General features: G+C 60.6%; 23 protein-coding genes and 1 pseudogene. 16 read left to right on the plus strand and 8 right to left on the minus strand.

Features of this window, described 5'->3' with window-relative positions; translation table 11 throughout:
• Positions 1–322 precede the first annotated feature (322 nt).
• Positions 323–1762 (plus strand): annotated as a pseudogene (locus tag ABID16_RS22965) (aldehyde dehydrogenase).
• A gap of 20 nt (positions 1763–1782) precedes the next feature.
• Positions 1783–2283: a MarR family winged helix-turn-helix transcriptional regulator gene (locus ABID16_RS22970; protein WP_354558713.1), complete on the plus strand. Its 501-nt coding sequence runs from the start codon at positions 1783–1785 to the stop codon at positions 2281–2283.
• A gap of 112 nt (positions 2284–2395) precedes the next feature.
• Here the strand turns inward: ABID16_RS22970 and ABID16_RS22975 are convergent, their stop codons facing one another.
• From ABID16_RS22975 to ABID16_RS23005, 7 genes are read right to left on the minus strand one after another with little or no spacing between them, the layout of a single operon-like run.
• Positions 2396–3151 carry an SDR family NAD(P)-dependent oxidoreductase gene (locus tag ABID16_RS22975; protein ID WP_354558735.1) on the minus strand — a complete coding sequence of 252 codons (756 nt, stop codon included), beginning with the start codon at positions 3149–3151 and terminating at the stop codon, positions 2396–2398.
• 38 nt (positions 3152–3189) lie between these two features.
• Positions 3190–4359, minus strand: a complete 1170-nt coding sequence (locus tag ABID16_RS22980; RefSeq protein ID WP_354558714.1) for an epoxide hydrolase family protein — start codon at positions 4357–4359, stop codon at positions 3190–3192.
• The gene (locus tag ABID16_RS22985; RefSeq protein ID WP_354558715.1) at positions 4356–5318 is read right to left on the minus strand and encodes an alpha/beta hydrolase; all 963 of its coding nucleotides are present in this window, start codon (positions 5316–5318) and stop codon (positions 4356–4358) included. Before ABID16_RS22985 ends, ABID16_RS22980 begins: the two co-directional genes overlap by 4 nt.
• Entirely contained in the window at positions 5315–6922 is a 1608-nt protein-coding gene (locus ABID16_RS22990; RefSeq protein WP_354558716.1) for a flavin-containing monooxygenase, read from the minus strand. Before ABID16_RS22990 ends, ABID16_RS22985 begins: the two co-directional genes overlap by 4 nt.
• Before the next feature lie 22 nt (positions 6923–6944).
• The gene (locus ABID16_RS22995) at positions 6945–7817 is read right to left on the minus strand and encodes an enoyl-CoA hydratase-related protein (protein ID WP_354558717.1); all 873 of its coding nucleotides are present in this window, start codon (positions 7815–7817) and stop codon (positions 6945–6947) included.
• Positions 7818–7864: 47 nt separating this feature from the next.
• Entirely contained in the window at positions 7865–8665 is an 801-nt protein-coding gene (locus ABID16_RS23000; RefSeq protein WP_354558718.1) for an enoyl-CoA hydratase/isomerase family protein, read from the minus strand.
• Positions 8666–8679: 14 nt separating this feature from the next.
• Complete coding sequence (locus tag ABID16_RS23005; protein ID WP_354558719.1) at positions 8680–10275, minus strand: class I adenylate-forming enzyme family protein; 1596 nt, start codon at positions 10273–10275, stop codon at positions 8680–8682.
• 157 nt (positions 10276–10432) lie between these two features.
• Between ABID16_RS23005 and ABID16_RS23010 the strand changes: the two genes are divergently transcribed.
• The gene (locus ABID16_RS23010) at positions 10433–10984 is read left to right on the plus strand and encodes a carboxymuconolactone decarboxylase family protein (RefSeq protein ID WP_354558720.1); all 552 of its coding nucleotides are present in this window, start codon (positions 10433–10435) and stop codon (positions 10982–10984) included.
• Positions 10985–11025: 41 nt separating this feature from the next.
• On the opposite strand, the gene ABID16_RS23015 is transcribed toward ABID16_RS23010, so the two are convergent.
• Positions 11026–12240: a cytochrome P450 gene (locus ABID16_RS23015; protein ID WP_354558721.1), complete on the minus strand. Its 1215-nt coding sequence runs from the start codon at positions 12238–12240 to the stop codon at positions 11026–11028.
• A 143-nt stretch (positions 12241–12383) separates the two neighbouring features.
• Here ABID16_RS23015 and ABID16_RS23020 point away from each other — a divergent pair, with 143 nt between their 5' ends.
• The 13 genes from ABID16_RS23020 to ABID16_RS23080 all read left to right on the plus strand — a co-directional run bounded on the left by ABID16_RS23020 (position 12384) and on the right by ABID16_RS23080 (position 26180).
• On the plus strand, positions 12384–12707 hold the full coding sequence (locus ABID16_RS23020) for a 2Fe-2S iron-sulfur cluster-binding protein (RefSeq protein ID WP_354558722.1): 324 nt from the start codon (positions 12384–12386) through the stop codon (positions 12705–12707).
• A gap of 11 nt (positions 12708–12718) precedes the next feature.
• The gene (locus ABID16_RS23025; protein ID WP_354558723.1) at positions 12719–13729 is read left to right on the plus strand and encodes an alcohol dehydrogenase catalytic domain-containing protein; all 1011 of its coding nucleotides are present in this window, start codon (positions 12719–12721) and stop codon (positions 13727–13729) included.
• Positions 13730–13735: 6 nt separating this feature from the next.
• Positions 13736–14890 (plus strand): acyl-CoA dehydrogenase family protein, encoded by a 1155-nt coding sequence (locus ABID16_RS23030; protein WP_354558724.1) that lies wholly within the window; start codon positions 13736–13738, stop codon positions 14888–14890.
• A 90-nt stretch (positions 14891–14980) separates the two neighbouring features.
• A complete protein-coding gene (locus tag ABID16_RS23035) occupies positions 14981–15808 on the plus strand; it encodes an IclR family transcriptional regulator (protein WP_354558725.1) in 828 nt (275 codons plus the stop codon).
• Positions 15809–16074: 266 nt separating this feature from the next.
• A complete protein-coding gene (locus tag ABID16_RS23040; RefSeq protein WP_354558726.1) occupies positions 16075–16983 on the plus strand; it encodes a branched-chain amino acid ABC transporter permease in 909 nt (302 codons plus the stop codon).
• A 2-nt stretch (positions 16984–16985) separates the two neighbouring features.
• A complete protein-coding gene (locus ABID16_RS23045; RefSeq protein ID WP_354558727.1) occupies positions 16986–18848 on the plus strand; it encodes a branched-chain amino acid ABC transporter ATP-binding protein/permease in 1863 nt (620 codons plus the stop codon).
• Positions 18849–18851: 3 nt separating this feature from the next.
• Positions 18852–19568 (plus strand): ABC transporter ATP-binding protein, encoded by a 717-nt coding sequence (locus ABID16_RS23050; protein WP_354558728.1) that lies wholly within the window; start codon positions 18852–18854, stop codon positions 19566–19568.
• The gene (locus ABID16_RS23055; protein ID WP_354558729.1) at positions 19552–20775 is read left to right on the plus strand and encodes an ABC transporter substrate-binding protein; all 1224 of its coding nucleotides are present in this window, start codon (positions 19552–19554) and stop codon (positions 20773–20775) included. The genes ABID16_RS23050 and ABID16_RS23055 overlap by 17 nt, the downstream gene beginning before the upstream one ends.
• Positions 20776–21498: 723 nt before the next feature.
• On the plus strand, positions 21499–22563 hold the full coding sequence (locus ABID16_RS23060; RefSeq protein WP_354558730.1) for a CaiB/BaiF CoA transferase family protein: 1065 nt from the start codon (positions 21499–21501) through the stop codon (positions 22561–22563).
• Between the two features lie 49 nt (positions 22564–22612).
• Positions 22613–23596: an IS5 family transposase gene (locus tag ABID16_RS23065; protein WP_354558731.1), complete on the plus strand. Its 984-nt coding sequence runs from the start codon at positions 22613–22615 to the stop codon at positions 23594–23596.
• A gap of 288 nt (positions 23597–23884) precedes the next feature.
• A complete protein-coding gene (locus ABID16_RS23070; RefSeq protein ID WP_354558732.1) occupies positions 23885–24631 on the plus strand; it encodes an SDR family oxidoreductase in 747 nt (248 codons plus the stop codon).
• Positions 24632–24899: 268 nt separating this feature from the next.
• Positions 24900–25601 carry an alpha/beta fold hydrolase gene (locus ABID16_RS23075; protein WP_354558733.1) on the plus strand — a complete coding sequence of 234 codons (702 nt, stop codon included), beginning with the start codon at positions 24900–24902 and terminating at the stop codon, positions 25599–25601.
• A 192-nt stretch (positions 25602–25793) separates the two neighbouring features.
• The gene (locus ABID16_RS23080) at positions 25794–26180 is read left to right on the plus strand and encodes a hypothetical protein (protein WP_354558734.1); all 387 of its coding nucleotides are present in this window, start codon (positions 25794–25796) and stop codon (positions 26178–26180) included.
• The last annotated feature ends 31 nt before the right edge of the window (positions 26181–26211 follow it).

The following is a 26211-nucleotide window of genomic DNA, read 5'->3' on the forward strand; positions in this document are numbered from 1 at the left end:
CGTCGCAGAAGGTAAATAGGTGGCCGACTTTTACGCCGCCCGAAGCGGGACTATCCCGCCGCTACCGTGGTAGGTTTTTGCACCGCCGCTCTCAGTCGCGGCGCCGGCAAACGCCGATGCGTAAGCCGTGATTGATACCAATAACCAGGTAGTTTGTCATCAAATATTTTGATATCAAACTTTCTTGCCGGGTTGGGGGAGGACGGATATGCTCCGTGCCCACAGGCGTTGGTGCTGAATAAACCTGCGGATACCGTGGCGCATCTTTCTTGGACGTCTGGGCAGACCGGAATGGGTGCCAAAGGAACGGAGGAGGGTAACAATGGATAACATTCAGCTTTTGATCGACAACGAAGACCGCGCCGCACTGGCGGGCGGAACTTACGAGCGCCTGGATCTTGTGACCGGCGCAGTCGCAACCAAGGCTGCTGCCGGTCAGCCTGCAGATGCAAACGCAGCGGCCGCCGCAGCCGCAGCAGCATTCCCGCTGTGGTCGGCGACGGGTCCCGGTGAGCGCCGCAAGCCGCTCCTGAAGGCCGCCGACATCATGGACTCCAAAGCCGGCGAATTCACCCGCCTCATGACGGCGGAGACTGGTGCGACGGCCCCCTGGGGAAGCTTCAATACGATGTTTGCAGCCAATGTCCTGCGCGAGGCAGCTGCTATGACGACGCAAATCGCGGGCGAAATCATTCCATCCGACAAGCCGGGAACGCTCGCGATGGGGGTGCGCCAGGCGGCAGGCGGTTGTGTTGGCATCGCACTTTGGAACGCACCCGTCATCTTTTGTACGCGTGCGATCGCTCGCCTGCGGCAACACGGTCATCCTCAAGGCGTCTGAAATGTGTCCCGGCAAGCGTCGTCTCATTGGCCATGTCCTGCGAGAAGCCGGCATCCCCAAGGGGTTGTCAATGTGGTTACAAATGCGCCAGCGGATGCCGCCAGGATCGTTGAGGCACTGGTGGCCCATCCGGCCGTCAAGCGCATCAATCTCACCGGCTCAAGCCGCGTCGGCAAGATCATCGCTAAGCTTGCGGCCGAGCAGCTCAAGCCGGTTCTGCTGGAGCTTGGCGGCAAGGCACCATTCGTCGTTCTCGATGACGCCGACATCGACGCTGCTGTGAATGCAGCCGCATTCGGCGCTTACATGAACCAGGGTCAAATCTGCATGTCGACCGAGCGGATCATCGTTGACGCAAGGATTGCCGACGCTTTCGTGGAGAAACTCGCGGCCAAGGCAAAGATGCTGCCGGCCGGAGATCCGCGCGGAAATGTCGTCCTTGGTCCGCTGGTGACGCCTGAAGCCGCCGAACGTGTTCAGGAATTGGTTGATGACGCGGTTGCAAAGGATGCAGCCCTGGTTGCGGGCGGCAAACGTAATGGTCCGATCATGGAAGCAACGCTTCTCGATCACGTTACGCCTGACATGCACATCTATTCCGAAGAATCCTTCGGTCCGGCCAAAAACGTGATGCGTGTCAACGGCGACGAAGAGGCAATCCGCGTCACCAACGATACGGAATACGGTCTGTCATCGGCGGTCTTCAGCCGCAATGTGGAGCGCGCGATGGTCGTTGCCTCCAGAATCGAATGCGGGATTTGCCATGTCAATGGTCCGACAGTTCACGATGAAGCACAGATGCCGTTTGGCGGTCTTGAGGCATCTGGTTATGGTCGTTTCGGAGGGCGGGCCGCGATTGCTGAATTCACAGACTTGCGGTGGATTACGATCGAAGATCCGCAGCAGCACTATCCGTTCTGAGGTCAATTCGGAGAGCCATCGTGAAAGTATCCGCCAAGTCCATCGGGGAGGTGCCCGGCCAGAATGAGGGCGACATTCTCATTCCGGCGGCATTCAAGGATGTCATAGGCTATCACCTTCGTGTGGCCCAGGAAGCGTCATTTCAGGCATTCAACGCATCGCTTGAAAAAACCGACCTGAAACCGGGCTGGTATTCCATCCTCACGATTCTCTCCGAATATGACGGCTTGACTCCCTCGGACCTGAGCAAGGTATGCGGTCGCGATCGATCGACACTGACCTCGACACTGAAGGGGCTTGCCGTTCGCGGCCTGATCGAAAGACGACAGAATCCCGACGATCAGCGCAGCTACAGCGTTCGCCTTACGGACGAGGGGCGCAAGATGCATTCGCGCCTTCATGCATTCGCGCGGGAACATGACCGCCGTCTCGACGAAATTGTCGGCAAGGACAAGGATGTCCTGATCGCCCTTCTGGCGAAGGTCGTCGGGGCGCTCGGAAAGGGCCTGCTGATAATGTGATGGCGCGCTGAACATGTCGCTCGTCCTGCGCCCATTGAAAAACGTGACGGCAAGCGCCGTGTCGCCATGGTTGATCAGCTCCTTACGCGTCGTTTCGGAAATATTCTGCTCCTCAGACCGCGAGGAGGCCGCCGTCGACCGGCAGTGTCACGCCCGTGATATAGGCGGCCATGTCCGAGCAAAGAAAGACTGCTGCCCCCGCCAGTTCGTCCGGGCGTCCGGTCCGGCCCATGGGTAGCCGTGGCATCCATCTTTTCAGTGCAGCCGGATTGGAGCGCAGGTCGGAATTGATATCGGTGTCAATGATCCCTGGGGCGATGGCATTGGCCCGGATGCCGAATTCTGCGAACTCGAAGGCCTGAGACTGGGTCAGTTGCTTTAATCCTCCCTTCGAGGCGGCATAGGCACCGTTGCGATGACCGAGGAACGAGGTGATCGAACATATGTTGAGAATGGCGCCTTTCGTTTCTTTCAGAGCGGGTAGAAATGCATAGCTGACATTAAAGGCACCAGTCAGGTTGATATCGAGCGTCTTGCGCCAGACCTCCGGTCCGTCGGCATCGCCAAGCCCGGTGCGAAAGAGGACGCCAGCATTGTTGACGAGTATCGAAATCTTCTTGCCTCTTGCGCCAAGCGTTGCTGCAAGTTCAGTCGCTTCCCCCGGGTCGGTAACGTCAAGGTGGTGTCCCTCGGCCTCGATCCCCTCATCGCGGAGCATCGCTGCGCTCTCCAGAACCCTCTCGGCCTGCACGTCGGTCAGGAACACCGAGGCTCCAGCCTGGCCGAGGCCACGGGCGATACCCAGCCCGTTGCCCTGCGCCGCGCCGGTTACCAGGGCAAGGTGCCCTTCAAGTACCCTGGGGATCATGCAATTCACCCTTTCTCCGCGCTCAGGCGGTTTTTTGTCTACAAAAGTGCGGCGCGTAGCGGTCGAAAGAAGGCCTTGATCTCGGCGGCCAACGCATTCGGCTGTTCCATGGCGGCGAAATGGCCGCCTCGCGGCATTTCGGTGTAGCGGCGCAGATCCGAAAAGGACCTCTGCAGCATTTCCCGCGGCGGCAGACTGATTTCACGCGGGAACACGGCATAGCCCGTTGGCGTTGTGATCTTCTCGCCCTGATTGAGCAGGAGCGGCGCCAGGGCATGCTCTCGGTAGAGTCGCAGCGAGGAAGCAATGGTGTTGGTCACCCAATAGAGTGTTAGGTTGTCGAGCAGCAGATTCCTGGGAATGACCTGCTCAAGATTTCCGTTGCAGTCGCTCCAGGCAAAAAATTTTTCGATGATCCAGGAGGCAAGGGCCACGGGCGAGTCCGTGAGTCCATAGGCGAGCGTCTGTGGTCTCGTGCGATGCATGTGCATGTAGCCCGAACCGTCTTCTGCGAATTGCGCGCTGGCGGCGACAAATCGCTGTTCGGCCGTCGTCAACGGCTGACGGTCGATATCGTCTCGCGAGGGGCGCAATGTACCCGGCAGAAGATTGAGGTGCAGACCGGTCAGCCTGTCGGCATGACGCCTCGCGATCCAGCAACTGATCGTCGCACCAAAGTCGCCACCCTGCGCGAAGAACCTGGAATAGCCTAGCCGCTCCATCATGCTCACGAAGATCGAGCCGATCGCCTCCGGGCTTGTGCCCGGCGCGGCGGGTGCTTCGGAGAGACCGTAGCCGGGGATCGAGGGCACCACGACGTTAAATGCATCTTGGGGGTCGGCGGGATCGGTGAGCAAAGGTACCAGATCGCGCATCTCCAGAAAGGAGCCGGGCCAGCCATGGGTGATGAGGAGTGGCGCGGCTCCGGGATGCGGGCTTTTAACATGGACGAAGTGCAGATCGCGCCCGCCCAACTTGGTCACGAATTGCGGCAGGCGGTTGATTTCCGCCTCCCGGGCGCGCCAATCGTAACCGTTCGCCCAATAGGCGCAAAGATCGCGCAGATAGCCTTCTTCCGTTCCCTCTGCCCAGGGCTTTGATCGATAGGTCTGCGGCCAGCGCGTACGGCGCAGGCGGTTGTGCAGGTCGTCCAAGGTCCCGTCCGGCACGGCAAGCCGGAAGCGGTTCATGGCGACCGTATCGCTCATGCGCCACCGTGCGCCCATTTGCGAAGCCTTTCGTCGGCCCAGTCGATGTCGGCCTTGGCGGCGGGAATGCGCTGCCACCAGGTGTGAAAGCCGTGCAACATGCCCTTGGCAAACCGCGTTTCGCAGGGCGCGCCGCCCTCCGACACCCGGCGCGACATCAAGGCGGAGTCGTCGGCGAGAGGATCGAGTTCGGCCGCGAGAATGATCGTCGCCGGCCAGCTGTCCGGGAGCGGCGCCCGGGCGGGTGAGAGTTCTGGATGAGCGTGATCGGTTCCTTGCGGCACATAGGATTGGCGAAAGCTGAAGAGTTGCGCCGACTCCTGAAAATAGCCGGTCCCGTAGAGTTCTACCGACGGGTTCGAGAGGGTCGCATCGAGCCACGGGCTGAAAAGCGCGATCATCGATATGTCGCGGTGGCCGGCAAGAAGACGGCGGCGCAGGGCAGCCGTAGCGATACCGGCCCCCGCGCTGACACCCAGCATCCCAATGCGCCGCGTCCTAAACCCCAGCGCTCCATCGGCAATTTGCACAAGGATATCCTCGACGTCATCGATGCCGGCGGGAAAAGGGTGTTCCGGCGCGAGGCGGTAGCTGATCGACACGATCGGAAGCCCGGTGCTATCGGCAATGCGCCGTACTTCCGAATCTACCGCGTCAAGGTTGCCGAGAACGTAACCGCCACCGTGCACGTAAATCAGCAACGTATCCTGAATCGCAGACTTCGACTGGTAAAGCCGGACGGAACGGGGACCGCGCCTCGTGGCGATTTCCATGGTGCGAACCGACGCCATTTCTGCAGCCGGTCCGGTCATCTTCAGACCCTGCGACAGGCCGAAAAAGCGGTGTTGCTCCTCCCGGGTCTGTTCGACCCACGGTGGCACGCCGACCTCAACGGCCCAGGCGCGAACGAGATCGATCTGGGCTGCCCTGGCTTCGTTGTGGATCGCCGGCAGGCTCATGATGCTGCGGCCGCCTCTTTGCGCGCGGCCACGTTTTCGATCACGAAGCCACGATAGCCGTTGTCGCGAACCCGGGTACAGATTTCGCCATAGGCCGCGAGGCCGCCGAGATAAAGCAGGAAGACGCGCGGCTTACCGGGGATATTGGCCCCGACATAAAAGGAGTTTGCCTTCGGAAACAGTGTTTTGTCTGCTTCTTCGCGGACCGCCTCCACCCATTTGTCCTGTGCTGTCTTCTCTGCCTCGATGCGGGTTGCACCGCAGGCCTTGAGGTCGCGGAGGCAGCGCGCAACCCAATCGACATGTTGCTCGATCGCCAGGATCACGTTGACCGCGATCGACGGGCTGCCCGGTCCCGTGATCATAAACAGATTGGGGAAGCCCGCCGACATGAGTCCGAGATAGGTCCGCGGGCCTTCCTGCCAGGCATCGTGAAGGCTGTCGCCGCCAAGGCCTCGAATATCGATTTTCAGCAGTGCGCCGGTCACCGCGTCGTAACCTGTGGCGAGGATCAGGACGTCGGCCGGATAGCTGCCGGCTGTCGTGACCACTGCATTTTCTGCGATGCGTTCGAGCGGTTCGCGCCTCAGGTTGACCAGCTTCACATTGGGTCGATTATAGGTCTGGAAATATTCCAGATCCACGCAGATACGCTTGGTTCCAAGCGGGTGGTCAGTGGGGCAAAGGTCTGCAGCCGTCTGCGGGTCCTTGACGATTTCTCGGATCTTGTCGCGGGCGAAATCGGCAGCGTACGAATTGGCAGTCTCGTCGGTCAAAAGATCGGTGAACGTGCGCGTGAAGGACGGGCCTCCAAAGGCCCAGCGCTCTTCGAGTGCCGCTTTGCGCTGTTCTGCTGTCATTTCGGCGGCAGGGACTGCGTTAATGTCGAAGAGCTGGCCGGACTTGGAGGCGTAGAGGTCTCGCACGTGGGCCTGATGTTTCGCGCGCCAGTCGCTCAGCACGTCCTGCGTCATCGGGCGGTTGCGCATTGGCACGCTGAAGTTCGGCGTGCGCTGGAAGACAGTCAGTTGCACGTCTTCCTTTGCTACCGTCGAAATTGTCTGGATCCCGGACGATCCGGTTCCAATGATCGCGACGCGCTTGCCATTGAGATCGACCTTGCCTCTGGGCCAGGCGCCGGTGTGATAAATGGGTCCCTTGAAGTCGTGAAGCCCGGGAAGATCGGGCACCTGGCCTTCCGACAGGCAGCCGGTTGCCATGACCAGATAGCGGCAGGCGAAGAGCTCATCTTGCACAGTGACGACATGCCATTCGTTCGCGCCCGCGTCGAACCGGGCGGAAGAGACACGGGTGTTGAAGCGGATATGCCGTTCCAGATCGTGGCGCCTGGCCACATGCCGGGCATAGGAGAGGATCTCGGGCTGCTGGGCGTAACGCTCGGTCCAGTCCCATTCCTTCACCAGTTCCGGATCGAAAGTGTAGGAATATTGCAGGCTCTCGATGTCGCAACGCGCACCCGGATAACAGTTCCAGTACCAGACCCCGCCGACGCCATCTCCGGCTTCCAGCGCGAGAACGTTGTGTCCATCCTTGCGGAGCTTGTAAATGGCGTAGAGTCCCGCAAAACCGGCTCCAACGACCAAGACGTCACTTCTTGTGGCGTTCTCAGGCATTGCTGACGTCCTCTTGCGGCTGAGGCTCCAACTTCGGGCGCCGGAAGGGTCCGTCCCTGAGGTCCAGCGCTTTCTGCAGTCCTTCGACCTGGACGAGTTTGGCAAAATCGGTCGCGGCCGACGTCTGGTGGAAGAGCACATCGAACTCAACGCCTTCGGCCATCATCGTGCGCACACCAAGCACCTCGAACCATCGGTTGGCGACGTGCTTGTGGATGGAGAGCGCCGGCAGCGGTACCATTGCAACGCGCTGGGCATAGTCCATGACTTCCTCATCGAGGCGGTCCTGGGGCACACACCGGTTGGCGAGGCCAAGCTCCCGAGCCTCGGGGCCGGGAATGAAATCCCCGGTAAACATGTATTCCTTGGCTTTCTGCAGCCCCATCTTCAGGGGCCAGAGCGCCAGCGTCACCGGGATGCCCACGGCCCGCCCGGCCGGATGGCCGAATTTGGCCGTGTCGGCGCAGATCGTGATGTCACACATTGCCGCCATCTCGCCGCCGCCGCCCAGGCAATAGCCATGCACCTGCGCGATCGTCGGCTTGGGGAAATTCCATAGCCACATCAGGCGCTCGGCGGTTTCCCGCAATCTTTCGCGGTCGGCCGTCACTGCCGCGCCGCCTTGATAATAGGCTGAGCTTTCGGTCGAATTGCCGGGCAGCGCCTTCAGGTCGTAACCCGAGCAGAATGCCCGTCCGGCGCCGCGAATGATGACCACGCTGATTCCGTCGTCTCTGGCGATGTCGCGCAGATGTCCCTCCAACGCGCCGCGCAATGCATCGTTGATCGCATTCAGCCGATCGGGACGATTCAGTGTCAGGCGGCTGACCTTGCCGAAATCTTCTCTCAATACCTCGTCTGACATTTATCTGTCCTTCATTATGTGCAATGCGCGTCAGTTGATGCGCGGGACTAAAGGGGAGAGCGAGGATTGAACTTCGGCTCGCGCTTTTCGACGTGGGATTGCATTCCCTCGGGAAGGTCCGGCCCAAAGAAGCCGAGATTTTCATAGGCAACGGACGCTTCGAAGATCGGCCACGCCTGCCGGTACCACTGGTTCATCACATTCTTGGTCCAGCGGATGCCCGTCGGGGCGCCCATGGCAAGGCGGGCGGCTAGCGCGACAGCCGTCTCCATCAGCTTGTCGTCATCGACACACATCGACAGAAGACCGATGCGCTCGGCCTCTTCGGCCGAAAGCGGATCGCAGGTGAAGAGATAGAGCTTCGACTTCGCCATTCCGCACATCAGCGGCCAGATCAACGCGGCATGATCGCCGGCGGCGACGCCGAGGCGGGTATGCGCGTCGACCAGCTTGGCGGATTTTGCCCCGATGCTGATATCGGCCATCAGGGCGACGGCCAGACCGCCGCCTGCGGCCGGGCCGTTGATCGCCGATATGATCGGTTTGGAGCAGGTCATCATGTTCTCCACGATTTCCCTCGCGTCCTTCATCATCTCGATCATGAAGTCGAAATCGCCCGCGATCCTGCCGTCGACGGCAAAGTCGCCACCGGCGGAGAAGTACGTGCCTTCGCCGGTTACGATCGCGCAGTTGACATCCGGGTCGCGGTCGATGAGCCGCCAAATCTGCGCGATGTCATGGTGCAGATCGTAGTCCATGGCATTGACCTTGCCGCGCGACATGGTGATGCGCAGGACATGTTCGGCCGGCCAATCCAGTTTCAGGCTCTTGTAGTCGGGATACTGCATGGGAACTCCGTATTTTAGTATGGGCCGAGGCCGAGTGTGGAAAACAGCTTGCGCAGGGCAGGTTTGTCCACCTTGCCATAAGCTACGCGAGGAAAATCCGGCATGATGTGGGAGCCCGCGATGCGCTGGAATTTTCCGACGCGTTCGTTGACCCAAGCCGTCAGCTCGTCGGCGGTCTCGGCGGCTCCATCGGCAAGAATCACATAGGCAAAGGGCGTTTCCACCCACTCTGCATGCGGAACGCCGACCACACAGGCCTCGCGCACCGAGGGATGGCCTGAAAGGACCTGCTCGATGTCGGATGGGAAAACGTTCAGCCCTCCCGATTTGATCATGTCCTTGAGGCGGCCCGAGAGATAGAGGTAACCGTCGGCATCAAGGTAGCCGAGATCGCCGGACCGGGTGAATGTGCGGACGCGCGGGCCTATCCACACCTGCTCGGCGGTCTTTTCGGGCGCGCGGTAATAGCCTTTCATCAGGCCGATCCCGTAGGCGCAGATCTCGCCAATCTCGCCGGTCGGCAATTCCTCGCCGTCCGGACCAACGATCCTGATGTCGTCCAGCATCATCGGACGGCCGACGGATTCGGTCTTGCCGCGTTCCCGATCCTCGGGGCCGATCACTGTCGCAAAGCCCTCGGAGGTACCATAAACTTCCCAGATGGCTGTGTATGGAAGCGCATCTTCCGCCTTCTTGCGCGCCGCTTCCATGAGTTTCTGCCCGGCGCTTTCGATCACTTTCAGGGAAGAGGTGTCGTAGCTCGCCAGATTCGGGTCCGCGATGATGCGCGAGAGCTGGGTAGGCACCATGAAGGAGTGGGTGCAGCGCCAGCGCTGGACCGCTTCGAGAAACGCGGTCGAGGAGAATTTCGGCATCAGAACCAGCGTCGCGCCGCGAAACATCGCAGCGCTCAGCATCGCCCAGGTGCCGTTCGTGTAGAAGGGTGTGGAAACCAGGGCCACGGAAAAGGGCCCCATTCCGAAATGCACCGGCATACCGAATGTATAGTGATGGCGGGCGAGGTGGCTTACCTCGATCCCTTTGGGTGTGCCGGTGGAGCCGGAGGAATAGACGATGTTGATGGTGTCATTGCCCGAAACCGGCACGTCGACTTCATCCAGCCGTCCGGCATTGATGAAGACTTGGGCATCGCGAAGCCCTTGCGAGGCGCCGAAAACCAGGATGTCGCTGGCCGTCAATATTTCCAGTTCCGCCATCTTCGGCTTGAGAAGCTCCAAGCCGGCCTGATCGGTGAACAGAAGTTTCGATTCCGAATTGTTGAGCATCGCGGCCAGCGCATCGCCTGCGTTGAGCGGGCTGATCGCGGCGGTCGCAGCCCCCATGCGGACCGCACCCCAATAGGCGACAAAGGCGGGAATGCCGTTGGGCAGGAGCAGACCGATCTTGTCGCCCTTGACGATGCCAGCATCCATCAAGGCGTTGGCCGCCTTGCGGGTCTCGAGTTCGAGTTCGCTCCAGGTCAGAACGGTGTTGCCGCAGATGACGGCGGGGTGCCTCGGCGAGAAACGCGCGCCATGACGTATCACGTCGGAAAACATGAAATCGCCCTGGAAATGCATCGCAGTTGTGGTGCCGTCATGCATCGGCATGTCTCTCCCTTGGGCCGCGTGGTTTGCCCGCAGCGGCGCGTCCTCTTCGTGTGTGCACTATTGACGGCGGCGAAAATCTTGTCAACGTAAATTGTATATAGTAAAATCAAATTCTACATAGAGAATTTATTGGGGCTTCGCCGCCGTGGGGGATACCGTGTCGCGCATACCTTATACCGAGATTTCAAGCCTCGACGCAGCATCGCAAGCAATCTTGCGGGATGTGCCTCGCAACCTTTTTCATCTCGTGGCCGCCCTTCCCGGGGCGCTGCCGGGCATGGTCGCTATGCAGCATGCCATGCGCATCTCCCGCAGCCTGGACCCGAAGCTGCGCGAGATCGCGATTCTGCGGATCGGATACCTGTTGGAGGCCCGCTACGAGACTTATCATCACGAAGGGATCGGTCGCGCGGTCGGACTGACCGAGGCGCAGTTGAGGGCGGCTCGCACCGGCGATCCGATGGGCATGGAGGAACTTGACGCAACTGGGCTCGCGATGGCTGGCGAAATGGCCGTCGGTCCGGCCGACCCTGTCACGCTGGACCGTGTGCGCGCGCTGGCGGGCGACCAGGCAGCGCTGGAGCTCGGGATGACCTGCGCCTTCTATGTCATGGTGTGCCGGCTTCTCACCAGCTTTGACATTCAAGTCGAGGACGGCCAGATCGACTACGCTGCCTTGATGCGGCACACCACCGGGGGACCCGTGTGATCATGGCGCGGCCGGGAGGGGCCCAGTCGCGCCGATGCGCGTCATGCCGCGACAAGCCGCAAGGGCAATGTGTCGAGCGTGTGCAGCACGTTGTTGCGCCTGATCTTCGGGTTGTCGATCAGCAATTCGAGGCGCTCGACATGTCTGGCCAGCGCCCCCAGCAGACTTTCGGCTTCCATTCGGGCGATCATCTGTCCGGCGCAGACATGCGGCCCGTAGCCGAACGCGGTATGCTGGCCCGTTACCTTGCGCTCGAGGTCGAACTTGTAGGGATCGTTCCATCGCCGCGGATCGGTATTGGCGGAATTCGGGAAGGCCATGATCTTGCGCTCCTTCTTCAGCAGCATCCCGGAGAGTTCCGTATCTTCGACGATCAGGCGGAAATGCACCTGAGAGGGCGTGTCGATACGCATGCCTTCCTCGAAGGCGACCTTCATGACGGCCGGGTCCTGCCGGGCGAGAGACCAGGCAGCCGGATTGCGGGCAAGTTGGTGCAACGTATGTCCAATGGCCGCGATCGTCGTGTCGACGCCCGCGCGCAGGAAGGAACGGACATGCGGCCCCGCGGTCCCCGGCTCGAAATCGCCGTCCGCTTCGGCCTGGTGGATCTGTTCGGCAAATCCGCTTGGCTTTGCAGCCTCGCGGCTGGCAAAGTGCGCGTAGAGGGGGAGAATGCCGGCTGCGCGCGCGACGGAGGCCTTGGTACGCTCGTTGTTGGGGCCGATCTGATTGAAGTTCATTTCGCCGATCAGCAGGAAGTTGTCACGCGGCATGTCAACACCGAGAGCGTCGGGAAGAACCTTCAGGAGGTAGGGCTCGATCAGGTCGGCCACCGCGTCGATGTCCGACTTTTCAATGGCGCGCAACACGACGCGTTCCGCCTCCTCCACGAAGTCCTCGCGCCATTGCCGCAAAACCTTCGGCGAGATGATGCGGTTGAGAGTCTGGCGCACCTTGGTGTGCCGGGGCGGATCGACTTCGGCGATCGGGCTTGGATCGCGCCAGGAGCCGGGCTCGCGAATGTCCGACATGCCCAGGCCCGCTTCGTTGGAAAAGCGTTGCCAGTCCGACATGATCGTGCGGACCTCCTCGTGGCGGCCGGTCGCATAGACATTGTAGAGAGGCACCCAGACGACGGGTGCCGCGTCCCTCAGTATCTCGTGGAACGGATGGGGATTGTCGACGATCTCGTCCGCGAAGGGATCGACATCCAGCGTTGGCGGATCGGCCAATGCCGTCGGGGTATTGTCTGTCATGGCTACTCCTCCCATGGGGATCCATGCACAGATCCCAAACCAGCCAAAAATTCTATATAAAGAATTTACATTTTATATTGAAAATATGTTGAACTAGTCTAGGCTATTCGTCAAGTGGCGGCGACCAAGGTCCGGGAGGGGTGATGCCAAACGTCATATTTGTCCGACATTCAGGCGAGGAAATCGCGATCGACGTAAAGACCGGTGAAAGTCTCATGCAGGCGGCAACCCGCCAGAGCATACAGGAGATTGTCGGCGTATGCGGCGGGTCCATGAGTTGCGGTACGTGCCATGTCTTCGTCGAACCCGACTTTTTCGAGAAAACCGGAGAGATCGGCGACACGGAGGATGTCATGCTCGATCTCACCGCCACCGATCGCCGCGAGACCAGCCGGCTGAGCTGCCAGATCGTGATGGCCGAGGCGCTGGCCGGGCTCAGGGTCCATATGCCTGAATCGCAACTTTGACGGGGTCGATCATGCGCGCTCTTGTCTATGCCGGACCACACCGGATGGAGGTCCGTGACGAACCGGTGCCGGTGCCGAACTCGGAGGAATTGCTGGTACGCATCGAGGCCTGCGGCATCTGCGGGTCCGACATGCATGTCTATCATGGAAAGGATCCGACCCGGCCTCCATCGACCGTGTTGGGACACGAGGCGGCGGGCACTGTCGTCAGTGGCGCGCGGGCCGGTGAGCGTGTGGCTGTCAATCCGCTTGTCACCTGCGACGAATGCGACTTCTGTCGCGCCGGGCATACGCAGCTTTGCCGGAACCGTCAGATTATTTCGCGCGATCCGCGGCCGGGCGCGTTTGCCGAATATATAGCGATCCCGCCGCGCAATCTCACCGTGCTCCCCGCCGGAATGCCTATCGCCGAGGCAGCGCTGGCTGAGCCGATGGCGGTGTCGTGGCATGCTGTCAAACTGGGTCTCAAGGCACTCCGCAAGCCACTCGACAAGGCAATCGCCTGTGTCATCGGTGGCGGGCCGATCGGCCTTTGCGCAGAGCTTGTTCTCGGCTTGCACGGCGCCAACCGGCTCTATCTGTGCGAACCGAACGCGGTACGCCGTACCCGAGCCGAGAAGGAGGCGCTCAGCGATATTGTCGTATATGCCCCCGACGGTCCTGGCGGGCCTGCGCGGGACAGCGTCGATCTGGTGATCGATTGCGTAGGTTCCGTGGAAAGCCGCGCCGCGGCCTGCCGGATGGCGGGTCGCGGAGGGGTGATCATTTGCGTCGGCGTGTTGCATTTTGGCGGAGGGCTCGACGACCGCAAGATCCTCATGGACGAATTGGCGGTCGCGGGCGCCTATTGTTATACGGCCGAAGAGTTCGCAGACGTCGTCAAAGCCCTCGGCAGCGGCCGCCTGGGACGGCTTGGCTGGTATGAAACCCGGCCGATCGGCGCCGGGCCGCTCGCATTCGACCAGATTGCGGCTGGCACGGCCGAAATTCCGAAAATTATTCTTCTTCCGCAGGAGAGATGAGACAAAATGGACAGGCCAATCTTCGATTCCTACCATGCCGAGTTTCGCGACCAGATCAGGCGGTTCATTGCCGCCGAGCTTGCGCCGAAGGAATCCGTCTGGGCGGAGACGGACGGCGTAGACCGCGAAAGCTGGCGGGCCGCCGGAAATGCCGGCATCCTGTGCTGCGACATTGCCGAGGAATACGGTGGTCCGGGCGGAGATTTCCTCTTTAACGTCGTGGTTATCGAGGAGATGGCGCGCGCCGGGCTGCTTGGCGCGGGCGGCAGCTTTACCGTCCATTCCGATATGATGGCGACCTATATCGACAGCTTCGGGAGCGAGGATCAGAAGCAGTGCTGGTTGCCGAAAATGGTGGCAGGCGAGATCGTCGGCTCGCTGGCGCTGACGGAGCCGGCAGCCGGGAGCGACCTGAAGTCGATCGCCACCCGCGCAGTCCGCGAGGGCGACGAATATGTCATCTCCGGGCAGAAGATCTATATCACCAATGGCGGCATCGCCGACCTGATGGTGGTCGCCTGCAAGACCGACCCTTCGGCCGGAGGCAGAGGCATCTCGCTTATCCTGGTCGAGGGTGACCGGCGGGGTCTCGGCCGCGGCCGGCCCCTCAAGAAAATCGGCATCCCATCGCAAAACACCTGCGAACTGTTCTTCGATTCGGTCCGTGTGCCGGTCGCAAACCTGCTCGGCCGCGAAAATGGCGGCTTCGGCATGCTGATTACCAAGCTCGCACGCGAGCGGCTCACGCAGACAATTCGCGGCATTGCCGTGGCCGAGCGGGCTATCGAGATGACGGTGGAACACACCAGTCAGCGACGCGCCTTCCAGGGGGTGCTGGGCGATTTGCAGAACACCCGTTTCAAGCTTGCCGAGCTGTCGGCCCTCGTGGCAGCCGGCCGGGCGCTCGCCGACAAGCAGATCGCGCTTTACTCTGCCGGGGAGCTTGACGCGGTGGAGGCGGCCAAGGGCAAGCTCTTTGCGACCGATCTGCAGTGGCGTGCCGTCGATGAATGCATGCAGCTCTTTGGCGGAGCGGGCTACATGCAGGAAACGCCGATCGCTCGTCTGTTCGTCGACTCGCGCGTCAGCAAGATTGCAGGCGGCGCCTCCGAAGTGATGAAGCACATTATCGGCGATGCGCTGTTTCGAGACCGGCACTGACCCCAGCAGGCCGCTCCGGTGCATCCAGGACACAAGATGGATTGCAATGATCGCCCCTTCATTCTATCTGTGCAATATTCAGGGGACGAAATGGATCAGAAACACGACAGTAGACCGGCGCGCGATCAAGCAATTTCCAGTCCGCCGGACGATGACGACGTCATCGGCGACGACAGCAAGGCCTCGCGGGCACCGGCTGTCGACAGGGCGCTTTCCATCCTCAAGCTTCTCGCAAGCGAAACGATGCCGCTCGGCGTCACCGAGATTGCCAAGCGACTCGATCTCAATCCCAGCACATGCCTTCATGTGCTGCGCGCCCTCGAGGCGGCATCCTTCGTCCAGCAGTGGCGCGGCGGCAAGAAATACATCCTCGGGCCCGGCATCCTCGTGCTGGCGCGTCAGGTCCTGAGCAAGGACAGTTTCCTGCGCGACATCCAGCCGAAGCTCGCCAGGCTCTCGGAGCGCTTCCAGTGTACGGCGCTGGTTTTGCAGCCCGACAACGAAGATCATTTCGTCGTCACCGGGATTGCAAAAGTCGAGGGCTTGCTGAGCATCCATATCGAAATGGGCCGGAGGGTCCCGACGCTTGTGGCCGCGCTGGGCCGTTGCGTTGCTGCGCGTTCAGGCCTTTCGGAAGCCGAATTGAAGCGCCGATTCGACAAGCTCAAGTGGGCCTCGGCGCCTGATTTCGCCTCATGGCGAAGGCAGGTCGCGACAGCGCGGGAAACTGGGATCGGAATCGATCTCGGAAATTTTGTCGCCGGGTTCTCGATGTTTTCCACCATCGTCTTCCGAGGGGGGGCGATTTGGCGCGCGATTTCAATCGTCAAGGCGGGTGTCGAATTCTCCAAACAGGAGATCGACGAGATCAGTTTTGCGTTGAGCCAGCTTGCCGACGAAGCTTCCGACTACAATTAAGGGTCTGATCTGGCCTTCCCGCGCGATGTCCTCGGACCAACCTTCGTGGCTGTCCCCTGGAAGGCGTTACTACGGAATATCCATAGAATTCGGTTACTTCAACCCTTCGAACGAGGGATTGCGCTCGAACCACCGCCGCCTGTCTATTCTATTAGAGAAATCATTTTTCTATATTGACAAAAATATACCCCTGAAGCAGAGTGCCTTACAGGAGGAGGCGGTCCTGCTTGGGGCCGCGGCAAATGAATTTTATGGGGGGAGGCTGCATGGATTCGACCGCTATCATCCTTGCAATTGTCTCGGGCTTGGCCTTGGGCAGCATCTACACACTGGTTGCCACCAGCTTTACGCTCGTCATTGCGGCGAGCGGCGTCTTCAATTTTGCGCAGGGCACGCTGGTCATGCTGGGGACGATCGCAACCTACATCGTCGGACAGGTCTACGGGTTCAGCGCCTTGAGCACCGCCGCCCTGGTCACCCTGATCGGGCTAGCCCTCGGGCTTGTCACCTACATCGTCGCGGTTCTTCCGGTCGCGACGCGGGCGCATTCGCTGACACATGTCACCTTGCTGACCACGATCGGACTAGGAACGGCGTCCAATGGCGCGACGGCGGCTTTCTTTGGCGGTGACTCCCGGTTCGTTCCGTCTTTCGTCACCGACAACCCGATCCTGCTGGCGGGTATGCCATTGCGGCCGATCTACCTGGTCGAGGCTCTTTGCGGCCTGCTAATCGTTGCGGCAATCCAGATCGCAATGCGCCGCACGATGCTGGGACACGTCTTCCGCACCACGCTTGAAGATCCCGAAGGCGCGGGTCTGTTCGGGATCGACACCCGCAAGGTCGTGGCAATTACATTCAGCCTCGCCGGCGCGGTCTCCATGCTGGCCGGATTTCTCGTTGCTCCCATCGTCGCAGCAAGCGTCAACAGCGCAAATGATCTTGCCTTTTTCGGTTTTGCAGGCATGGCGATCGGCGGCTTTGGCAGCTTCGGCGGCACCGTCATCGGAAGCCTGGTCGTCGGATTGATCGTGGGCCTGTCGCCCCTGGTCGGCGGGCCCAACGCGCCGGTGCCTTCGGTCTGGATCGCAGTCGTGTTGGTTCTCTTGGTCAGGCCGTCCGGTCTTGCCGGTTCGATGGGATTGTTTGGCGCACAGGGCGCGCGGGAGATATGAACGTGGAAGCCACCTTCCTTTCGGCCGGCCAAGCCCTGGCCCATGCCCATGCCCATTTCCGCTCCGTGCGCCGCCGGCTCGACCGGATATCGCTGAGCGGGGTCGCCGTAGTGGCGGCGGCGCTGGCAATCCTGCCCCCGTTGTTCGGGGACTCCTATACGATCGCCCGATTGAGCAACGCCGTTTTCTATCTCATCGTCGCCCTGGGATTCAATATCGCCTTTGGCCTGGCGGGCGAACTCGCGCTGGGCTACGCGGCGATCATGGCCGTTTCCGCCTATACATCCGGCATGCTGAATGTTTATCTCGGTACGCCCGGTATCGTGAATCTGGCGGCCTCGCTCGGCGTGGGAACCGGTTTCGGCGTGCTCCTGATGCTGCCAAGCCTGCGTGTTCGCGGCTGGTATTTCGGCCTCGTGTCGATGTTTGCAGTGCTCGCCATGCCATACCTGATCGTCATGGCGGAAGATTGGACCGGCGGAGAGAACGGTCTCGTCGGCATCACCGGGCTTAACCTGCTCGGCGTCAACTTCAGCTTCAACATGATCTATGTGCTGGCCGTGGTTGTCTTCGCCGGCTTGTGGCTGGTGGTGGACAACCTTCGCCGCTCCACCTGGGGTCTGATGCTCACCGCTTGCCGGGACTCTTTCTATGCGGCCCAGGCCTGCGGCATCAATCCGACACGCATCAGGATGGTGGTCTTCGTGCTCGCCTCCGTTCCGGCGTCCCTCGCCGGCTTCCTGATGGTGAACGCCGAAATGTTCGCCAATCCCGGCAACTATGACATGAACCTGACACTGCTCATCCTGACCGGCGTCGTGCTGGGCGGGGCAGGCACGCTCTGGGGACCCGTCCTCGGCGTCGGACTGCTGGCGGGTTTCAGCTTCTGGGTCGGTCCCTTCAGCAGCTACAACGCCGTAGCCCTTGGACTGATGCTGATGATTGGCGTTGTCGCCTTCCCGAATGGTGTCGCGCGCAGCACCGGCAAGAGCATCCGCAACTGGATGTCGGGCCGGATGACGGACGTGCGGCCCTCCTCAATCACACCCCTGCGGCGCCATGCGTCATCCGGAAACGCCAACGCGCCAGTCGTCGACATCAAGCGGCTCACCATCGCCTTTGGAGCCCACACCGTGGTCAAAGGCGCCAATCTTCAGCTGCAGCGCGGCACCTTTTGCGGGCTCGTCGGGCCGAATGGGTCGGGTAAGTCTACCATACTGAACGCGATCTGCGGCGCCGTGCAGGCGAAATCCGGATCGATCGCCATCGATGGGCGTAATGTAACCGGCCTGCCGATGTATGCGGTGGGCGGCATGGGTGTCGGCCGCACGTTTCAGATGCCGCAGCTGATCGGCGATGCGTCCGTTCTGGAAAACATCATGATTGGCGGCGTGGGGCAAACCCGGAAGGGACTGTTGGGTGCGCTCCTGCGTTTGCCAAGCGAACGCAGGCGGTATCGCGAGATTGAACAGAGTGCACTGCATGCCTTTCAGCGTGTTGGACTTGCTCCCGAATTGGTCGGGGCCGACGCTGACGACCTGCCTCTGGGTCTCAAGCGTATCGTCGAGGTGGCCCGCGCGATCGCCGCCGATCCGCACCTGATCCTGCTCGACGAGCCGGCGGCGGGGCTGAACAGGGCCGAAAAGCTCAAGCTGGGCGAAACTCTCCGCCGCCTCAATTCAGAGGGCGTCAGCGTCGTGCTGGTGGAGCACAACGTGTCCTTCGTGCAGGAATATTGCAACGAGATCGCGCTGCTGGACGACGGGCTGATCGCTGCGCGCTGGCGCGACGGCGAGCCGCAGCCGACCATTCTGCGCGATTATATCGACCAGTATCCAACCGCGGACCATGACGAGGAGGTATAGCCGATGGATAAGGCGACAGGCTACCGGATCGAACAGTGCTCCGCGTGGTATGGCCAGGCGCGGGTCCTGTGGGATATTGATTTTCATGTCGGACCCGGCGAGGTGGTCGGCGTACTTGGGCGCAATGGAGCGGGAAAGACGACTCTGCTGAAGTCGATTGCGGGTGTGCTGCGCAAGCAGACGGGACACGCAACCCTCAATGGACGTGACATCGGCAGCCAATCCTCCTGGCAGATTTCGCGGGCAGGCATTTCGCTGGTCCGGGAAGGCGCGATCCTTCCAAAATCCCTTTCCGTCGCCGAGGTCATTGCGCTGGGAGCCCGTCTTGCCGGCATCCGGGGCCGCGAGCCGGTGTCGATGGCGACGATCCTGGAGCGCTTCCCGCTGCTTTCCGGTCTCGAAGATCGGAAGGTCGCCCTGTTGAGCGGCGGCCAGCGTCAAGCTGTTGCACTGGCCAGCGGGCTCGCGTCGCGGCCTGACATGCTTTTGCTGGATGAGCCGTCCGCCGGGCTTGCGCCGACCGTGGCCGCCAGCGTCTTTCGCGCCATTTCAACTTTTGCAGCGGACGGCGTCATGGTCGTCGTCGTCGAACAGCACGAGGCATGGCTGCGCGGTCTCGCCGAGCGCACCTATTGGATCGACCTCGGCCGGGTTGCAGCCAGCAAGACCAATCGCTCGGACAGCGAACAACAGGGAGGAAGAAATGAAATTGCTTCTTAGTAAGGCATGCATCGCCGGCGCGGCGCTCGCGCTCTCGCTCGGTGTTGCGGCTGGCAGCCTTCATGCCGAGGAAAAGAAACCCTTTGTCATCGGCGCCATATTCTCCAAGACCGGAGCCTATGCCGGCGTCGGCGGTCTGCTAGAGGCGGCGCTGACAACGGCCGTGAACGAGGTGAATGAAAAGGGAGGCATCCTCGGACGTCCGGTCAAGATCGAGGTTCGGGATGACGGTTCAAATCCGGGACGCGCCCTGCTTGCGGCGCGCGAACTGGTCGGCGACGGCAAGATTGACGTGATGTATCCCGATGCCATCAGCGGACTGGTTCTGGCGATCCTGCCCTATACGTCCAGCGAAAAGATCATCACGGTAACCAATGCCGGTGCGCCGGCGGTGGGTGACGCGACGAAATTTCCCTACAGCTTCCAGTATGGCGATACCGCCAATGCGCGCGCCGACGCGCTTGCGGTCGCGATCAAGAAGGACGGGGGCAAGAAAGTCGGCATCCTGGTCAATACCAACCCTGCGATCATCGCGACCGCCGACGAGTTCGAAAAACAGGCAAAGGCCCTCGGCATGGAGGTTGTCGGCTATGAGAAGTTCGGCGCGGAGGTCAAGGACCTGTCCGCCCAGCTGCAGAGCCTGCGCGCCGCGGGTGCGGATCGCCTCTTCTTCGGCGGTCCGGCGCAGAACAACCTTCGCGTCGCCATGGTCGGGCTGCAGACGTTGAATTGGAAAGTGCCGCTCTTTACCGATCTTTCCAGTATCACCAATCTCAACATGGCCACCGAGCTGCCGGAGACGACTCACGATCAGCTTCATGTTCTGACGGTTGCAGCGGCCACGCGTGTCAATGGCAAGGTTGATCCGCAGGTCGGGCAGTTCGTCACCCGGCTTGATAACAAGCGCGCTTTGGACCCCGCCGCGGTCAACACGCGCGACGTTGTCTACCTGATGAAATGGGCCTACGAAACCGCGCAGGCGAAATCCGGAAACACCAATCCCGACACGGTGCGCGCAGTGCTGGAAAAGGCGGGCACACCCGGATACGAGCTGAAGGACATTCTGATCTACAAGCACCCCAACTACACCACCGAGCGCCACACCACCTCCGAGGCGGATTATACGCATGTATGGGGCCTGATGGGCGTCAACGAGGCGAAAGACGGCATGTATGCCTCGACGCCTTTCGTCGCTGACGCGAAGTAGCAGACTCTTTCGGATCCGGCCAGAGGCTTCTCCAGCCGGATCCATCCACCTGCGGCCGCCGGGATCGAGGGCGGCAGGTTTCCGGGGAGAAGCCGTGCGCGGTTGTGTGTGAACGTCCGGAATGATCAAGGCCCAAGAGCGCTTGCGGCCTGTCCTGGCATGCCGCGCGCCTTGGGATATACGTTCCGCCGCCAACCGTAGATATATCAGATTTTGATTTGCTGCCGTTGTGTGCATCGCCCATTCGCGGTACGCCGCTGCGTAAGCGCGCGATCCGATCCGATTGCCATCGGGCCGGCGCTCCATCGCTTCTTGTTGGATGCATAATCCGGCCCATCCTCGTTTCACTCCGGCCTGACAGACCTGGTTCTTTTGTTTTCGTTTGTCTTATCGGGAAAGCCGGGTTCCGCCTTTCCCTGACACTCCAGCAAGGCGTTCCAATTCTCCCCTCTCCAGTGCTGTTGATCTGAGCTCAACTGTCCGCTGCCGGAATCTCAGTTGCGGCACCTTCAGGCGGCGCGACACAATGGATGCTGTAAAGCCGTAGTGGCCAAGATGTTCAGGGAGGAGCCAAGTGCCTGGAAATGCCCAAATTGCGGCCATGTCGCTCCGCAAACGAAACGGAAATCTTTCCCGCACGGTCAAGATCGGGCTTTGCCGGAGCCTGTCCGTGCAAGGCACCCTGAATGGGTTCCCTGGGATCCACGATGGGATGGGCCGATCATGAGGCATGCGCTGGGCGGTGTTAGGGTCGTTGACTTCACACAGATCGCGGCAGGGCCCACCTGCACCATGCTTCTCGCGGATCTGGGCGCACAGGTCATCAAGGTCGAGGCTCCGGAAGGAGATCTCGGACGAAAACTGGGGCCAGGGTGGATCGGTGACGATGCATCACTTTTTCACGCCGTCAATCGGAACAAGCAGGGAATTGCCCTGGATTTGAAGTCTCCCGGCGGTGTCGACGTCGCCCGCCGGCTAGCGGCGTCGGCTGATGTCATGGTCGAGAGCATGCGTCCCGGCGTGATGACTCGATTGGGTTTGGGCTACGCGCGCGTGGCGGAGGACAATCCGCGGCTGATCTATTGCGCTATTTCCGCCTATGGGCAATCAGGACCTTACGCGGGGAAGGCCGGCGTGGACGGCATTCTGCAGGCGGACAGTGGATTGATGAGCATCATCGGTTCGGCCGGGGGCGATCCGGTGAAGGTGCAAGCCCCGGCGGTGGACGTCTTCAGCGGCAATGTTGCGGCCATGGCTATTCTAGCCAAGCTCCACCAACGCAACCGGGATGGGCAGGGCGGCTTTCTCGACGTGAACCTTCTCAACGCTGCGCTGGCGCTGCAGCATTCCTCCATCGCCAACTATCTTGCAGACTGTGTGCTGCCTGAGCGGATCGGCAGCGCAGCGCCCTATTCGGCTCCAAACGAGGCCTTCGAGACGTCCGACGGCTGGATCATGGTTGCCGCCTATAATGGGGGCAGGTGGGAAAGACTGTGTGTGCAGCTCGGGTGTCCGGAAATCCAGGATGATCCGCGTTTCCGTACCTCGTCCGACCGGGTGGCCAATCGTACCGATATGCGGAACATCCTGGCTCCTTGTTTCCGGTCCCAATCCACATCGCACTGGCTGAAAAAACTGACTGAGGCCGATATCCTGTGCGCGCCCGTTGCGACTTATGCAAATCTGTTGGAACACCCACAGGTGGAGGCAAACGGCATGATCACCCAGGTGTCGCATCCGCGCTTCGGCATGATCAGTGCACCGGGACGTTGGTGCGTGGATCATTAATCGGGTGGTCGTAGGTAGTTGGTGAACGCAATGACCGGTCTCTTGCCCTATGCCTTTCAAACACAATGCCGCCCGCCGTCATCGCATCGGCAAGATGAAGTTCAAGGTGACGAACTGGCCGGAATATGATGCTGGCCTGCGCCGGCGTGGTAGCCTGACGCTTTGGATGACGCCAGAAGCGCTGTCGTCCTGGCAGGCGCCGAAGCGCACAACGCGAGGCGGCCAGCCGCGCTATTCCGATCTGGCGATCGAGACGGCTCTGACGCTGGGTCTGGTGTTCGGCCTGCGACTGCGTCAGACGGAGGGCTTGCTGGCATCTGTACTGAAGCTGATGGGCTTGGATCTCGCCGTACCCGATCACACGACATTGAGCCGACGGGCACGGACAAGGCAATCGGCGAACAGGTGGAAAGTGCATAGCTGTCCGAGACCCGTTCACGTCCTCATCGACAGCACCGGGCTCGAAGTCTATGGCGCTGGCCAGTGGCTGGAAGACAAGCATGGGACCAAATCCCGTCGGGGCTGGCGCAAACTGCACCTGGCGCTGGACGCTGACAGCGGTGACATTATCGCTCACGTCATGACCGATCAGGATGCGGGCGACGCTTCACAAGTCGAGCCGCTGCTCGATCAGATCGACGGACCGATTGGCCAGTTCACGGCCGATGGCGCCTATGCCGGCGACCCGACCTATGATGCCGTCAGCCGGCACAGCGCCGGTGCTGCCATCGTCATTCCCCCGCGCTCCAACGCGATCGCTCGCTCGGACACAGACATCGACAGCCAGCGCAACCGGCACAGCGCCGCGATCCGGACCGAGGGGCGGATGAAGTGGCAAGCGACCACCGGCTACGGCAAGCGGTCGCTGATCGAAACTGCGATCGGCCGCTACAAGTCGATCATCGGACACCGACTGTGGGTACGCTCCTTCGGTGCCCAGCAGACCGAAGTTGCCATCGGCTGCGAGATCCTCAATCGCATGCTTGACTGCACACGCCCGAAATCCGTCCGCTGCAAGACAAAAACCGCATAACCTCGATATCAAAGACCGAAATCCGCTCACACCGACATTGCTGCACCAACGCTATCTGTCTGCCCAACCTATGATTTGGGTGTCGGGTATTGATCGGCCGACAAGACGTGGGCCCTCCCATTTAATCACTTTTCGGGTAGATGTTTCCCATATTTCGCTAATTCCTCAGCTTTCCAATTAGATGCATTGTCCGTCTCGAGCAAACCGCTCGTCAGCCAAAACGATTTCGAAGGAAGGAACTTGCGGTTGTTTTCACTATTTAACTTTTTAAAGCCTAGGAGGCTAAAAATGAAGCTAGTAAACAAGGTCGCTTTCATCACGGGCGGCACCTCGGGTATCGGTCTGGAGACTGCAAAGTTGTTCCAGGCGGAAGGTGCGAATGTCGTTCTGGTCGGCTCCAACGAGGAGCGTCTGGCCGCAGCCGGCAAGGAACTTGACGGCAAGGCTCTTCTTGTTCGTGCCGATATCCGCAAGGTTGCCGATATCGAACGTGCGGTCGAAGAAACCCGCACGAAGTTTGGTCGCATCGATGTCGTATTCGCCAATGCCGGCGCCACCACTGTCGCAACTCTCGAAGCGGCAACCGAAGAATATGTTGCTGAAAACATTGCGCTCAACTTCACCGGCACGTTCTTCACGATCCAGAAGACGGCTCCGATCATCGCCGACGGCGGTAGCATCATCGTCACCACTTCGTTCCTGAACACGATCGGTTATCCCGGCCTCTCGATCCTCGCTGCCACTAAGGCTGCAACGCGCTCACTGGTCCGCACCCTGGGTGCAGAACTGGCGCCTCGTGGTATCCGTGTCAATGCTGTCAGCCCCGGCGCGATTGCTACGCCGTTCTACGGCAAGATCGGCCTGCCTGATTCCGTCCTTTCGGAAGTTGCCGCAGGAATCACGCAGAAGATCGGTCTGAAGCGCTTCGGCGAAGCCGCCGAACTCGCAAAGGCCGTTCTGTTTTTGGCGTCCGACGACTCGTCCTACACAACCGGCGCAGAACTGGTGATTGACGGTGGTTTGACCCAGTTCTGACGGGCTTTTGTCAAGTCATCGCCAACTTGGCCCGCCGTCTAGGCATTTCTGCGGATGGCGGGCCGTTCGCTTACAAACAGCGAGCTCTATAAATTGGATCCGTTCCTGAGGCCAAGTCGAATTGGCCAGCGCCTCGCGAAGTTTCGGCACGGCGGAATGATGAGCGGCCTCAGTTTAAAGTTCTGCCACATGTTCAAAGAGTTACGCGCTAGAGCGCCGCGCCAGCGGGCGGTCGACTAAGCCGCGGCCAAATCAAGAGAAAAGTAATATGTCTGCATCATCAAAGGTTACCATTGCTTTCTGTCACGGTCTTTTGGCGGATGGTTCTTGCTTCAACAAAGTCATTCCCGCTCTTCAGGCCGATGGTCACGAGGTGATCTCGGTTCAATACGGACTCGACTCCTACGAGGAGGATCTTGCAACCGTTAAGCGGACGCTGAACCGCGTCGGCGGTCCTGTTCTGCTTGTCGGTCACTCCTACGGCGGCGCTGTTGTCACCGGTGCGGGAATGGACGACCGTGTTGTAGGTCTGGTGTACATTGCTGCCGTCGCTCCTGACGCCGGCGAGACCGTGCAGGACCAGCTAAACAAATATCCGACTGATATTTTTGGCCATCTCGAAATGGCAGACAATCGCATTTGGTTGCGATCGAGCGGGACGGAGTTGCTTGCAGGCGACCTGCCAGAGGCTGAACAAAAGCTAGTTTGGGCGACCCAGTTCGCACCGAATGCAGAGCTAATTGGCCAGCAGAAGCTGACGGCCGAACAGGTCGCCTGGAGGACCAAGCCGAGCTGGTATTTGCTGGCTACTGAGGACCGCACCGTGCATCCCGATCTGCAGCGCTGGGTCTCCGATCGGATGGGCGCGAACGTCACTGAGGTGGCGAGCAGTCACGTGCCCATGCTTTCACAGCCGGGAGTCGTTCTCGAAGTCATTCGCAAAGCCGCGGCGACAGTAGAGAGCCGCTGATCACTTTGCCTTCGCCTCATACTTATGGGGAGATCGCTTTACGGCGGTCTCCGTTGTGGCTGCGGATCCGCATGGCACTACCGGTCGTTGTCTTCGCTAGTAAGACTGTTTTCGGGCCGCAGCCATTATCGCGCAAGCAGATCCGCCATGTGTCTATACGAATCATTCTCATTCGCTCTCGAGGTTTTCAACATGACGGTCAAAACCAACGGCTCCGGCTTCTCGCCGACGCGCCGCGGCCTCCTCGCCGTTGCCGCGATATCGACGCTTACCGCTCCTGCATTTTCGAGGTCTTCGCAGTTGGCTTCCAACGTCTCCTCCAAATTCAGGGACATCAAGGCCATGACCTTTGATATCCAAGGCACCGTCGTCGACTATTATACTCCGTTCCTGCGCATCAGCAGCGACATCTCAAAGCGACGCGGGCTGTCGATCGACTGGCACACCTTTCTGCTCGATTGGATCGCCGGTGCCTCGGCCACCATCCAGTTGATCGTCGGTGGAACACAGGCGTGTGAGAGCGGCGGTGCAAAAACCTACCACGGTAGCGGCGGGATAGTCCCGCTTCGGGCGGCGTAAAAGTCGGCCACCTATTTACCTTCTGCGACGA

Source organism: Limnomicrobium aquaticum (genome assembly GCF_040545545.1).
Lineage (GTDB): Bacteria > Pseudomonadota > Alphaproteobacteria > Rhizobiales > Rhizobiaceae > Ensifer_A > Ensifer_A aquaticum.